Here is a 13,899-nt window from a genome sequence, read left to right as displayed (position 1 = left end):
CGACTTCGGACTTCCGACCTCGGACTTTTCACTTACGCTTGTGGCGCAGCTGGTTTTTCTGGTCTTGGCAATAAAACTTTACGAGAAAGTTTCATTTTACCTTGTTTATCGATGTCTAATAATTTAACCTCAATTTTATCACCCTCTTTCAATACACCATCCATAGTTTCTAAACGCTCCCATGAAATTTCTGAAATGTGTAATAAACCATCTTTACCTGGCATAACCTCAACAAATGCACCAAATGGCATAATTGATTTTACTTTACCTTGATAAATTTCACCGATTTCCGGTTTAGCAACGATGTTACGGATACGTGTAACAGCAGCATCAATCGAAGCTTTATTATCGGCAAAAATTTCTACGATACCTTTACCATCAACTTCCTCGATAGAGATTGAAGCACCAGTTTCGCGTTGCATTTCTTGGATAATTTTACCTCCAGGGCCGATAATTGCACCAATAAATTCTTTCTCAATAGTTAAAGAAACAATACGTGGAGCATGTGGTTTGTAATCTTCATTAGGCGCACCGATGGTTTTCTTCATCTCGTTCAAGATGTGTAAACGACCATCTTTAGCTTGTAATAAGGCTTTAGTCAATACTTCGTACGATAAGCCGTTGATTTTCAAATCCATCTGGCAAGCAACGATACCATTTTCAGTACCAGTTACTTTAAAGTCCATATCACCTAAGTGATCTTCATCACCTAAAATATCAGAAAGGATTGCGTATTTACCAGTTTTCTCATCAGTAATTAAACCCATTGCAATTCCAGAAACTGGAGATTTAATTTTAATACCAGCATCCATTAGCGCTAAAGTACCAGCACAAACAGTAGCCATTGATGATGAACCGTTAGATTCTAAAATATCAGAAACCACACGAATTGTATATGGATTAGCTTCACCTTGAGGTAAAACTTTTTTCAACGAACGTTGTGCTAAAGCACCGTGACCAATTTCGCGGCGACCAGCACCTCTGTTTGGTCTAACCTCACCAGTTGAGAAACCAGGGAAATTATAATGCAATAAGAATTTTTGATAACCATTAAAGAAAGCACCATCAATCATTTGCTCATCATCTTTGCTACCTAAAGTAACCGATGTTAACGATTGCGTTTCGCCACGTGTAAATACTGCCGATCCGTGTGCTGCTGGCAAATAACCAACTTCACTCCAAATTGGACGAATTTCAGTTGTTTTTCTTCCATCTAAACGAATACCTTCATCTAACAACAAATTTCTAATCGCATCATACTGAACATCATGATAATAATGTTTAGCCATTGCTTTAGTTAAATCTGCAGTATCTTCTGGCATAGCCTCGAAAAATTCATTAATAATAGCTGTAAAACCAACTTTACGTTCATCTTTATTCGAACCTGATTTTGCTACAGCATACACTTTATCGTAAGTATCAGCATAAACCTTAGCTTTTAAATCAGCATCGTGATCTTCGTGACTATATTCGCGTTTTACAGTTTTGCCAGTAGCTTCAGTTAATTCAACCTGAACGGCACATTGAACTTTAATTGCATCATGTGCAAATTTTAAAGCCTCAACCATTTCATTTTCCTGAATTTCATCGCACTCACCTTCAACCATACAAATATCGTTAGCCGAACCAGCAACCATAAATTCTAAAGTTGCACGTTCTAAATCGCTAGCATAAGGATTGATAACCAATTTGCCATCAATTTTAGCTACACGTACCTCAGAAATTGGACCGTTAAATGGAATATCAGAAACTGATAGTGCAGCAGATGCCGCTAGACCTGCCAAACAATCTGGCATAATATTTTTATCAGCAGAAATTAGTGAAATCATCACCTGAGTATCAGAGTGATAATCGCTTGGAAACTGCGGACGTAAAGCTCTATCTACCAAACGAGAAATTAAAACCTCGTAATCAGATAATCTAGCCTCACGACGTAAAAACCCACCTGGAATACGACCTGTAGCCGCATATTTCTCTTGATAATCAACCGATAACGGTAAAAAATCAGTTCCTGGTTTAGCGCCAACAGTAGATACAACTGTTGCTAACAACATCGTATCGCCCATTTTTACTACAACCGAACCATCAGCTTGTTTCGCTAATTTACCAGTTTCAATTTCAACTGTTCTGCCATCGCCCAAATCGAACGATTTTTTTATTACATTCATTTAATTAGAATTGTGGTGTGTTTTCCTCTTTGCGCACACCTTGTTTATATATGTTTTTGTTTTTTCAATTAAGCAAACCTAAACTTGCATCATTTTCAATAACTCGTTGTAAAGCTACTGAAAATTAAAAAGCCATTCCCTAAAGAATGGCTCTTGTTGATAAAATTACGCTTATTTTTGTTTAATGATATCACGAAGCGATAAAGCTTTGATGATAGCACGATAGCGCTCAATATCTTTTTTGTATAAGTAAGCCAAAATACCGCGGCGTTTACCTACCAATTTTTGAAGTGATAACTGTGTAGAGAAATCTTTACGATTTTTCTTTAAGTGTTCTGTTAAGTGCGCAATACGGTATGTAAATAACGCTACCTGACCTTCTGCTGAACCAGTATTGGTTTCAACTTCGCCGTGTTGTTTAAAGATTTCGGCTTTCTTTTCTGGACTTAAATACATTCTTGAATAATATTAAAGTGTAAAAATTAATTAATTGTGGCGCAAAGATAAAGCTATTTTCAATTATAAGCAAGTGTAATTTACAGATAGAATTTTTAAGCTAATCGCTTGATTATTTGGAAAGCAAGCTTCTGTTTTTTATCGGCTACCACACTCCCGCCCTCGCTACAATCTTTTTGCCTATTGTACTTGCTTTGTCGTCTTTGCGAGGAGGAACGGCGAAGCAATCTCATTCTGAAAGTATTGCAAAAAGTATTTCCGCTAAGTCGGGTTTAGAAAATTTAAGGTTGTTCAACAAACTTAGTTTTTCTTATTAATTCGCTCTAATTCTAAAACGTCTAATTGGTCCTTCGGTCTGTTCGTTGCACGTTTATTTTCAAGAAGATGATTATAATGTAGAAATCGCGCCTTAACGCCATTTATTTCGTCAACCGTAGCCATTTGAAAATATTCATTAAACTTTTTTTTATCCAGCCCAGGAATATCGGTCATTAAATCTGCATACATTCCATCATCCATCATAATTTCACAATATCCTGCTATAATCGGAACATTTAAAAGCATATCATATTTACCGTAACCCATATCATCCAAAGCGTAAATAAGATTTTGGCGATTATCAATGGTATCCTTTAAATAAATATCTAAATCTCCTGTGGTTCTACTATATCCATATCGGTTTACAGCAAAGCCACCAACAATAAGATAAAGCAAATTGAATTTTTGAAAGGTTTTTAATAACAAAAGCATTTCTGGATTTTCTTTATCAAAAGACATATTGAAAATTATTTGTTAGGCTTATGAATAATAATCCCTTTTCCTTGTGGAAATTTTAATGGTTTACCGCCATTCATAGCGACCGATATATGATTAAGTTTCAAAATATTAAAAAAGCGCTGTTCAGGATTACGACTTAAATATACATTTTCACGTTCTTCAGCAATCGCTTCACGTGGGATTGAAATATCATACAACTTAAGTTTTCCCATTTACATCAAAAATACAAAATTTGATATATAAAAGATGTAATTATGTAAATATATCTTGGGTCAATTCTATACTTTTGCAGAAAACATTTACCCTTGGAAAAGAATCAATTTAGCATTTTCGAAAGCGAACTACGCGTACGCCCAGATGATATAGACATGTTTAACCATGTACATAACAGCAAATATTTAGATTATGTACTTGCTGCCCGTTACGAGCAAATGGAAAAATTCTATAATATGCCTTGGGAACATTTTACAAAATTGGGTTTAGGTTGGGTGGTTAGTCGAGTAGATATTAATTTCAAACGCCCTTTATTAATGAATGATTTAATGTTAATTAGAACTGGAATTTTAACCATGCATGATAAAGGTTGTTCCGTTCAATTCGAAATCATCAATAAAAAAACTGGAAAAATAGCTTCTGATGGCATTTTTGACTATGTACTTATCGACTTAAATACAAGCCGTGGCACAAAGGTAACTGAGGAAATGATAAAAGCATACAGTATCTAGTCATGCTTGGTTAAACCGTCATTTCGAGCGAAGCCGAGAAATCTTTTAAACTGTTTAAAAGATTTCTCGGCTTCGCTACACTCCAGTCAAAAGACCGACTCGCTGTTTGACTATCCTCGTCTCTCTTCATATCTCCATGAACCGAAATATAGAGAATTATCTCCGTGACTTCCGTGTCTCCGTGACAATTATTTAATTAATGCCTTAAAATCAGTCATCAAAATTTGACAATAGATTTTTTTAATTATCTTTGTTACATCAAGAAGAAAAAACCATGATAGTATCTGCAATCCGTTTAAGGTTTTAATTAACCTAGGATTTCCTCCCTAACAACATCAATTTGAATATTTTTTTTAGTATTCACAAAGGTTTATTCATTACATTTCACAAATATTATATATGTCACAGTCAACAAAGGCGCAGGGCAAACTATCTTCTTTTTTCGATTTATTAGTACAATCTATAAAAGGTCATGAGGTTGATTTAACTTCCATAAGCATCAAGAGAGCGATAATTCTTTTAGCCATTCCAATGATGTTGGAAATGGCTATGGAATCTGTTTTTGCATTAGTCGATTTATATTTCGTTGGACATTTAGAGAATAGTAGCCACGCCATACAAACCGTTGGTTTAACTGAATCGGTTTTAACCATTATTTACTCATTAGCTATAGGCTTGAGTATGGCTGCCACAGCTGTTGTTGCCCGAAGAATTGGCGAGAAAAATCCGGAAGCTGCATCAAAATCCGGTATGCAAACTATTGTAATTGCTGTTGCTGTAAATCTAATCATCAGTATAGCAGGTTTAATTTACGCCAGAGACATCCTTTTATTAATGGGCGCATCAGCAGAAACAGCAGACCACGGTACAACTTTCATTCAAATTATGATGGGCGGAAGCATCATTATCGTTTTGCTTTTTTTAATCAATGGAATTTTTAGAGGTGCTGGTAATGCAGCTATCGCAATGCGAAGTTTATGGATAGCCAATATTGCAAACATCATCCTCTGCCCTATTTTTATTAATGGCTTCGGACCAATTCCTGCATTTGGTTTAACTGGTGCAGCTATCGCTACAACTATTGGTCGTGGTTTGGGAGTAACCTACCAGATTTATAATTTATTCAATGGCAAAAATGCTTTAAAAATTCGCGTCAGTCATTTCTTGCCTGATTTTGAGCAAATAAAAGCCATTGTTAAAATTGCTGCTCCTGCTATTTTTCAATTTGTGATTGCAAGTTGCAGTTGGGTTTTCTTAGCCGAATTGGTAGCCACAACAGGTGGCGATGAGGGTTCGGCGGGTTACCAAACAGCCTTGAGATTAATGATGTTTTTCTTGTTACCAGCTTGGGGTTTAAGTAATGCTGCCGCAACCTTAGTGGGACAAAATTTAGGTGCAGGCCATATTGATAGAGCAGAACAATCTGTTTTCCAAACCTTAAAATACATCATTATTTTTATGGCAGTGGTTAGTGTGGTATTTTTAACCTGCGGTCATTTGTTTGCTTCATTTTTTACTTCAGATGTTAAAGTGATAGAAATTGCAAGCCGAGCATTGAAAATTTTGAGTATTGGTTTCGTTATTTATGGTTCGGCGATGGTTTTTAGCAGTGCCTTCAATGGTGCCGGGGATACCTGGACTCCCACAAAAATTAATGTTTTCGCGTTTTGGCTGTTTCAGATTCCGTTGGCATATTTTTTAGCTAAGTATTTAGAAATGGGTCCGACAGGAGTTTTTATTGCTATACCGAGCGCTGAAGCAGGAATTGCTATTGCCGCATTTATCTTATTCAAAAAAGGTAAATGGAAGAAAACTATGGTTTAATTTTTCAGTTTGCCGCGAAAACACGGATTTACACGGAATTAGGTTTTAAAATGAAGAATATCTAGACTAAACTTTCTGTGATTTCTGTGTTTTGCGTGGCAGAAAAATTAACAAAAGAACTAATCTTTTATGTTAAATAAACCTGATTGTAATGGAAATACTTTTGAAACTACAGCGACCTTAATTGTGTTATCATTTGCAGCCGATGAAACAGATTCTTCGTACTTAGAAAGACAGAAGTTGTTTGAAAAAGATTGCAACGGAAAGCAGGACTAAAATAACCGAAGAATTACCGAACCTTGCTTTTCAAAATGTAATAACCATTCAAGCTTTTTGGCTTCTATTTTCCATCTTAAATTTTCCATTAAAAAGCATATCTTTGCGCAAAGATGAAGCATATACGTAATTTTTGCATTATTGCACATATTGACCACGGGAAGAGCACTTTGGCCGATAGGTTATTAGAATATACAGCGACAATTTCGCAGCGTGAAGCGCAGGCGCAATTGCTCGACAACATGGATTTGGAGCGTGAGCGAGGCATTACAATTAAAAGTCATGCCATACAAATGAACTACAAAGTTGGTGGTGAGGAATATGTATTTAACCTTATTGATACACCCGGACACGTAGATTTTTCTTATGAAGTTTCTCGCTCAATTGCAGCTTGTGAAGGCGCATTATTGATTGTTGATGCATCACAAGGGATTCAGGCACAAACGATTTCGAATTTATATTTAGCTCTTGAGCACGACCTTGAGATTATTCCAATTTTAAATAAAATGGACTTACCAGGTGCAATGCCTGAGGAAGTAAAAGACCAAATTATTGATTTGATTGGCTGTAAACGTGAAGATATTATTCCGGCTTCTGGTAAAACAGGCATGGGCATTCCTGATATTATCCAAGCAATTGTTGACCGTGTACCTGCTCCGATTGGCGACCCTGAAGCTCCTTTACAAGCATTAATTTTCGACTCAGTTTTCAATTCGTTTAGAGGAATTATTGCTTATTACAAAGTGGTAAATGGCGAAATCAAGAAAGGCGATAAAGTAAAATTCATCAATACAGCTAAAGAATATTTAGCTGATGAAGTTGGTATTTTAAAGCTTGATATGTCTCCACGTAATGTGGTTAAAACCGGAGACGTGGGATACATTATTTCAGGAATTAAGGAAGCACGCGAGGTGAAGGTTGGTGATACTATAACAACAGTTGCCAGACCTGCAGATGGTGCTATCCAAGGTTTTGAAGAGGTTAAGCCAATGGTTTTTGCTGGCATTTACCCTGTTGATACTGATGATTTTGAAGAACTTCGCGAAGCGATGCATAAGTTGCAGCTAAACGATGCCTCTATTGTTTTCGAACCTGAAAGTTCTGCTGCATTAGGTTTCGGTTTCCGTTGCGGCTTCTTAGGCATGTTGCACATGGAGATTATTCAGGAGCGTTTGGAGCGTGAATTTGATATGACGGTAATTACTACCGTACCTAACGTATCTTATATAGCGCACACCACTAAAGGAGTTGAAATTTTTGTAAATAATCCATCTGATTTGCCAGACCCAAGTAAATTGGATTCGGTAGAAGAGCCTTTTATTAAAGCTAACATTATTACTAAGGCCGAATTTGTTGGTCCGGTAATGTCTCTTTGTATTCAAAAACGTGGAACCATTGTTAACCAGTCTTATTTAACAAGTGATAGAGTTGAGTTGGTTTTTGAAATGCCGATGGGCGAGATTGTATTTGATTTTTACGATAAATTAAAAACAATTTCTAAGGGTTATGCTTCTTTCGATTACCATCAAGTTGGTTACCGAAAATCGGATTTGGTACGTTTAGATATGCTAATTAATGATGAACCTGTTGATGCGTTATCTTCATTAATTCACCGCAGTAATGCTTATGATTTCGGAAAGAAAATCTGTGAGAAATTAAAAGAGTTAATCCCTCGTCAACAGTTTGAGATTAAAATACAGGCCTCTATTGGTGCCAAAGTTATTGCCCGCGAAACGCTAAGTGCTTTACGTAAGGATGTAACGGCTAAATGTTATGGTGGCGATATTTCTCGTAAACGTAAACTATTAGAGAAACAGAAAAAAGGTAAAAAACGTATGCGTCAGGTTGGAAACGTAGAGATTCCGCAATCGGCGTTTATGGCGGTTTTGAAATTGGATTAACCTAGTATTGCGTATTGCGATAAGCGTATTGCGATTTGCAATAAGCAGTTATATCTCAATACTCAATACGCTATACTCAATGCTAAATGAAATTATTAGACGGTAAATACGTATCAGAAAAAGTTAAAGTTCAAATTGCTGAAGAGGCAGCTGAATTTTTAAATACAACAGGTAGAAAACCACATTTGGTTGCCATTTTAGTTGGTAATGATGGTGGCAGCGAAACTTACGTCGCAAGCAAAATGAAAAATTGCGAAAAAGTAGGATTTAAATCTTCTCTTCATAGATACGATAACTCAGTAACTGAAGCTGAATTATTGGCTAAAATTGAAGAAATTAATCAAGATGCTGATGTTGATGGTTTAATTGTTCAATTGCCTCTACCAAAACACATCGACCCTGAAAAAGTTACCGAAAAGATTGATTACCGCAAAGACGTGGATGGTTTCCACCCGGTGAATTTGGGCAGAATGATGCGTAATTTGCCTTGTTTTATTCCAGCTACGCCTTATGGTATTTTGTTGATGTTGAAAGAATACAATATTGATACAACTGGAATGCATTGCGTTGTTGTAGGCCGAAGTAATATTGTTGGTAGCCCGATGAGTATTTTAATGGCTCGTAACGCAAACCCAGGCAATTGTACGGTTACACTTACACACTCACGTACTAAAGACTTAAAAGAACAGGTTCTTCAAGCTGATATTATTGTTGCGGCAATTGGTAAAAAGAATTTTGTTACTGCAGATATGGTTAAGCCTGGAGCAATAATAATCGACGTCGGTATTAACCGTGAAACTTCTACAGAAACAAAATCTGGTTTTAAACTATACGGAGATGTTGATTTTGATAATGTTGCACCAAAATCTTCTTACATTACACCTGTACCGGGTGGTGTTGGTTTGATGACAATAGTGGGCTTACTGAAAAATACCTTAGCATCGGCAAGAAAAGAAATATACAAGTAGGCTGAAAGATTAAAACGCCTAACATCCAAAATCAACTCAAATATTTGAGTTGATTTTTTTTTACGTATAACTATTTTTTACTACACGTAATATTTATATTTGTAGTATAAAATACAATGATATGGATTCGAAACTCACATTAAGCTTTAATCAGGATGTAGTTACAAAAGCAAAGAAATATGCTGCCGATAATAACATTAGCTTATCAAGATTAATTGAACATTTATTAGTTCAGGTTACATCCAGTGATTACAAATCTTTAGAAGATTACCCCATATCTGATTGGGTGAGCATGGTTGCAGAGGGAGAAATAGAATACAAAAAAACAGTTAAACCAAGTCGTAAAGCTTCAAAAGATGAATTCTTCTCTTCGAAAAAGTAATTGATGAAAATATTTTTAGATGCCAACGTTTTAGTTTCAGTATTAAATAAAGAATATCCTTTATTTACCTATTCATCAAGAATTTTAAGTTTAGCATCACATCCGAAATTTGAAATTTATACTTCGCCACTTTGCTTGGCAATCGCTTTCTACTTTGCAGAAAAGAAACATAAATCCCAAGTAGCAAAACAAAAAATTGATTTACTTTGTCAGTACATTAAAATTGCCCCAAATTCGTCTAAAGGTGTTTTTGATACGTTATCAAACAAATCAATTCATGATTTTGAAGATGGTTTGGAATATTATGCTGCTGAATCTGTTGATTGTAAATGCATAATCACGGAAGATATTGAAGATTTTTATTTTGCTGATCTTGAAGTATTGAGTTGTCAAGAGTTTTTTAAAAGGCATTTATTGAATTAGATAATTAATCACAGGTATTTCATCAATATCATACCTGTGCTCATCCATTTATCTGCGATTAAATCCTACGCCCAAAGTCTGCTCCACCAACTTTCTTCAAAACCAATATACAATCCATCATCTCGCACTTCAACAGGATAAATATTAATATAATCCCCTTGTCCTTCGGCACCTCTTCCGGTTTTTAAATCGTACGCATAGCGATGAACTGGGCATATTAAATGACCATTTTTACACCAACCGCCAGAAAAATGGCCTCCAGCGTGAGGACAAAAAGATTGGGAAGCGATAATTTCATCATCATTATTGATTACACAAAGCTGCTTTCCATTAAGATTAATAGTTTTGATATCTCCATTAACTGGTATTTGAATTTTATTTAATGCTTTAAGCCACTTCATAAGGCTAAAATAAATAATTAAATATCAGTGTTGTTTCATCTTTACATTAATTTTTAAATGAGAAGCATTTAGACCATATTTTTTTAAGATATTTGCATCCTCAAAAAATGAAACAAGACATACCAGAAGACGGCACATTACTTCCCTTAATGGAAGAGTTTTACACCATACAAGGCGAAGGGTTTAATACTGGAAAAGCAGCATATTTTATTCGTTTAGGCGGCTGTGATGTGGGTTGCCATTGGTGCGATGTTAAAGAAAGTTGGGATGCAGAAATGCACCCTTTAACACACGCAGATGTTATTGTTGAAAATGCTGATAAATTTCCGGGCAAAGCTGTTGTAATTACTGGTGGGGAGCCATTAATTTATAATCTAGATTATTTAACAAACAAGCTTAAAGAACGGGGAATTTTAACTTTCATCGAAACTTCCGGAGCTTATCCACTTTCTGGAAACTGGGATTGGATTTGCTTATCACCTAAAAAATTTAAAGCACCACGCCCCGATATTACACCTTTTGCACACGAATTAAAAGTTATTGTTTTTAATAAAAGTGATTTCAAATGGGCAGAGGAATATGCCGCAATGGTATCTCCAACCTGCAAATTGTATCTACAACCAGAGTGGTCTAAATCGAAAGAAATTACGCCGATGATTATTGAATACGTTATGGCAAACCCTAAATGGGAAATTTCTTTACAAACACACAAATTTTTAAATATTCCTTAAAATCGATACATTAGCTAATAACCAAATGTTAGTTTATGAGGTTTAGTTTATTTATCGTTTTTATTTTATTTGCCTTTAATTTATCTGCACAAAATTCAAGCAGTAGAAAAGCACAGTCATTTTTTGAAAATGCTGGTACTTTAATACAAAAGCAAGATTATGCTGGTGCAGAAACTGCTTTAAAAAGTGCGATAGAAGCCGACCCCTCATTTCAAATGGCTTACTTGCTTCTTGCCAACGTTAATAAGCTTCAAAAGAAGTATGCAGAATCCAAAAATGCATATCAGAAAGCAATTACAATCAATAAAAACATTCCGTCTGCAGTAATTTATGGATTGGCCGAAGTAGAATTTGCATTACAAGATTATCTTTCAGCAAAAAAACATTTTGAAGAATTTTTAACCTTAGAAACTTCATCAGACCGGGTAAGAAAAGCTAAAAAATATTTGACTGATTGTGACTTCGCGGCAGTTGCAATTAATAATCCTGTTAAGTTTACACCAACAAATTTGGGGCAAGGCGTAAATACTGCCGATTCTGAGTATTTCCCTGCACTCACCGCCGATGGAGAAACTTTGGTGTTTACCAGGCAAGCAAGCAATAACGAAGACTTTTATACTTCACAATTCAAGAACAATTCCTGGAATTTAGCAACACCTTTATCAACCAAAATAAATACTACACAATACAACGAAGGTGCGCAAACCATTTCTCCTGATGGAAAGTATCTATTTTTTACAGGATGTAATCGCCCAGATGGCATGGGAAGATGTGATATTTATGTATCACATCGTGAAGGAAAAGATTGGGGAGAACCATATAATATTGGCAAACCTGTAAATTCAGAATATTGGGAGTCTCAACCAGCGATTAGTCCAGATGGTAGAACTTTGTATTTTATCAGCAATCGCCCTGGTGGTTCTGGCGGCTACGATATCTGGAAAAGTACAATTACGGACGATGCGAAATGGGGACCTGCTATAAATCTTGGCGCTGAAATTAATACTGCGTTTGATGAAAGTACGCCATTCATGCATGCGGATGGTAAAACTCTGTATTTCTCATCTGATGGTTGGCCAGGCTTTGGAAATAAGGATATTTTTTACAGCAAAATGGATGAAAGTGGAAAGTTTTCAACTCCAAAAAATATGGGATATCCGATAAACTCATTTGAAGATGAAAATGGCTTAATTGTAAGTGCAGACGGTAATTTTGGGCTTTTTTCCTCAAATATGAAAGTCGGGTTCGGGGGTCAGGATATTTACAGTTTTGGAATTCCCGAGGCTGCAAAGCCAATGAAGGTAAGCTACGTTAAAGGAATAGTAAAAGATAAGGATAGCAGAAGAACGATTGAAAGTAATGTTCAGGTAGTTGATTTAAAAACGAATAAAACTGTTTTTGATGATTATACGGATGCCGAAACTGGTCAATTTTTAGCGGTTATGCCAATTGGAAGCGATTACTTGTTTAATGTTAATGCAGATGGCTATATGTTTTACTCGGAAAATTTCGAACTGAAACAAGGTGATATAAATAAACCTTATCAAATTGAAGTTTACATAGAAAAAATTAAACAGGGTGGCAATGTTAATTTGAGAAACATATTTTTCGATACTAATAAATACAATTTGTTGCCAATTTCTATAAGAGAATTAAATTTATTAATTGATTTTCTGCAACAAAACGAAAACGTTAATATAGAAATACAAGGTCATACGGACAATGTTGGCAATGCTAAATTAAATGAGAAGTTATCGCTTAATCGGGCAAATGCGGTTTATGAATACCTGGTGAAAAATGGCATTAATGCAACCCGACTTACATTTAAAGGCTTTGGTCCGAGCAAACCCATTGCAGATAATAAAACTGAAGCAGGTAGAAAATATAACCGCCGAACTTCTTTTGTGATTACTAAAGTATAGCAGTGAAAAGGAAACAGTATTTCTTTATAATATACTAAAAGAAATACTGTTTGTAGGCATTACAAAATCGCTTGTCTAACTCGAACGAGTTTAACCAAAGTTTCTTCCAGCAAATCTAAATGAAGCATATTAGCACCATCAGATTTTGCATTAGCAGGGTCAGGATGCGTTTCGATAAACAAACCATCTACACCTACAGCAATCGCAGCTTTAGCAATAGTCGAAATTAATTCGGGTTTTCCTCCAGTTACACCACTACTTTGGTTCGGCTGCTGTAAAGAATGTGTACAATCCATAACTACCGGAACGCCGAAACCTTGCATTTCCGGCAAACCACGATAATCAACAATTAAATCTTGATAGCCAAATGTATTTCCTCTATCGGTTAAAATTACCTTTTCATTTCCGGCTTCCTTGATTTTCTCGACCGCAAATTTCATAGAACCTGCTGATAAAAACTGGCCTTTTTTAACGTTAACTACTTTACCTGTTTGCGCTGCTGCAATTAATAAATCAGTTTGACGACAAAGGAAAGCAGGAATTTGCAATACATCTACATAAGCAGCAGCCATAGCAGCTTCATTACTTTCATGAATATCAGTAACAGTTGGCACACCAAATTCACGACCAATTTTTTCCAGAATTTTTAAAGCTTTTTCATCGCCAATCCCTGTAAAAGAACTGCCTTTACTCCTGTTCGCTTTGCGGTAAGAACCTTTAAAAATATATGGAATTTGAAGTTTATCCGTAATCGAAATAATTTTCTCGGCAATTCTAAGTGCTATATCCTCACCTTCAATTGCACATGGGCCAGCCATTAAAAAGAAATTACCGGATTCTGTATTTTTTATTTTATCTAAATAGTTAAGCATGTAAAATGTGTTATATAAAATGGAAGATGGATAACGGAAAATGCATAATGATAGATGGTAAACGCGAATGAAC

General features: G+C 35.6%; 15 protein-coding genes. 9 read left to right on the top strand and 6 right to left on the bottom strand.

What is annotated here, in order from left to right; translation table 11 throughout:
* Positions 1-32: 32 nt before the first annotated feature.
* The 4 genes from pnp to R2Q16_RS11070 all read right to left on the bottom strand — a co-directional run bounded on the left by pnp (position 33) and on the right by R2Q16_RS11070 (position 3,613).
* Complete coding sequence (pnp, locus tag R2Q16_RS11085; protein WP_316737089.1) at positions 33-2,168, bottom strand: polyribonucleotide nucleotidyltransferase; 2,136 nt, start codon at positions 2,166-2,168, stop codon at positions 33-35.
* A gap of 171 nt (positions 2,169-2,339) precedes the next feature.
* Positions 2,340-2,624, bottom strand: coding sequence for a 30S ribosomal protein S15 (gene rpsO / locus R2Q16_RS11080; protein WP_025146265.1), 285 nt, complete (start codon positions 2,622-2,624; stop codon positions 2,340-2,342).
* Positions 2,625-2,924: 300 nt separating this feature from the next.
* Positions 2,925-3,401, bottom strand: a complete 477-nt coding sequence (locus R2Q16_RS11075; RefSeq protein WP_316737087.1) for a hypothetical protein — start codon at positions 3,399-3,401, stop codon at positions 2,925-2,927.
* A gap of 8 nt (positions 3,402-3,409) precedes the next feature.
* Positions 3,410-3,613: a hypothetical protein gene (locus tag R2Q16_RS11070; RefSeq protein WP_316737086.1), complete on the bottom strand. Its 204-nt coding sequence runs from the start codon at positions 3,611-3,613 to the stop codon at positions 3,410-3,412.
* A gap of 93 nt (positions 3,614-3,706) precedes the next feature.
* Between R2Q16_RS11070 and R2Q16_RS11065 the strand changes: the two genes are divergently transcribed.
* From R2Q16_RS11065 to R2Q16_RS11035, 7 genes are all read left to right on the top strand, one after another.
* Positions 3,707-4,126: an acyl-CoA thioesterase gene (locus tag R2Q16_RS11065; protein ID WP_316737084.1), complete on the top strand. Its 420-nt coding sequence runs from the start codon at positions 3,707-3,709 to the stop codon at positions 4,124-4,126.
* 399 nt (positions 4,127-4,525) lie between these two features.
* A complete protein-coding gene (locus tag R2Q16_RS11060; RefSeq protein WP_316737082.1) occupies positions 4,526-5,950 on the top strand; it encodes an MATE family efflux transporter in 1,425 nt (474 codons plus the stop codon).
* A 129-nt stretch (positions 5,951-6,079) separates the two neighbouring features.
* Positions 6,080-6,226: a hypothetical protein gene (locus R2Q16_RS11055; protein WP_316737080.1), complete on the top strand. Its 147-nt coding sequence runs from the start codon at positions 6,080-6,082 to the stop codon at positions 6,224-6,226.
* 113 nt (positions 6,227-6,339) lie between these two features.
* Positions 6,340-8,127: a translation elongation factor 4 gene (lepA, locus tag R2Q16_RS11050; protein WP_316737078.1), complete on the top strand. Its 1,788-nt coding sequence runs from the start codon at positions 6,340-6,342 to the stop codon at positions 8,125-8,127.
* Positions 8,128-8,213: 86 nt separating this feature from the next.
* Complete coding sequence (locus tag R2Q16_RS11045; RefSeq protein WP_316737077.1) at positions 8,214-9,095, top strand: bifunctional 5,10-methylenetetrahydrofolate dehydrogenase/5,10-methenyltetrahydrofolate cyclohydrolase; 882 nt, start codon at positions 8,214-8,216, stop codon at positions 9,093-9,095.
* Between the two features lie 121 nt (positions 9,096-9,216).
* Entirely contained in the window at positions 9,217-9,477 is a 261-nt protein-coding gene (locus tag R2Q16_RS11040) for a DUF6364 family protein (protein WP_316737076.1), read from the top strand.
* Positions 9,478-9,480: 3 nt separating this feature from the next.
* Positions 9,481-9,900: a PIN domain-containing protein gene (locus R2Q16_RS11035; RefSeq protein ID WP_316737074.1), complete on the top strand. Its 420-nt coding sequence runs from the start codon at positions 9,481-9,483 to the stop codon at positions 9,898-9,900.
* A gap of 65 nt (positions 9,901-9,965) precedes the next feature.
* Here R2Q16_RS11035 and R2Q16_RS11030 read toward each other — a convergent pair whose 3' ends face one another.
* Positions 9,966-10,301 carry a Rieske (2Fe-2S) protein gene (locus R2Q16_RS11030; protein WP_316737073.1) on the bottom strand — a complete coding sequence of 112 codons (336 nt, stop codon included), beginning with the start codon at positions 10,299-10,301 and terminating at the stop codon, positions 9,966-9,968.
* 107 nt (positions 10,302-10,408) lie between these two features.
* Here R2Q16_RS11030 and R2Q16_RS11025 point away from each other — a divergent pair, with 107 nt between their 5' ends.
* Positions 10,409-11,032, top strand: a complete 624-nt coding sequence (locus R2Q16_RS11025) for a 7-carboxy-7-deazaguanine synthase QueE (RefSeq protein ID WP_316737072.1) — start codon at positions 10,409-10,411, stop codon at positions 11,030-11,032.
* A 35-nt stretch (positions 11,033-11,067) separates the two neighbouring features.
* Positions 11,068-12,954, top strand: a complete 1,887-nt coding sequence (locus tag R2Q16_RS11020) for an OmpA family protein (protein WP_316737071.1) — start codon at positions 11,068-11,070, stop codon at positions 12,952-12,954.
* Between the two features lie 59 nt (positions 12,955-13,013).
* On the opposite strand, the gene kdsA is transcribed toward R2Q16_RS11020, so the two are convergent.
* Entirely contained in the window at positions 13,014-13,826 is an 813-nt protein-coding gene (gene kdsA, locus R2Q16_RS11015; protein ID WP_316737070.1) for a 3-deoxy-8-phosphooctulonate synthase, read from the bottom strand.
* Positions 13,827-13,899 lie beyond the last annotated feature (73 nt).

Source organism: Pedobacter aquatilis, from assembly GCF_032678425.1.
GTDB lineage: Bacteria > Bacteroidota > Bacteroidia > Sphingobacteriales > Sphingobacteriaceae > Pedobacter > Pedobacter aquatilis_B.
Note: the sequence above shows the minus strand (reverse complement) of the source record. Positions and strands in the feature narration are given on the sequence as shown.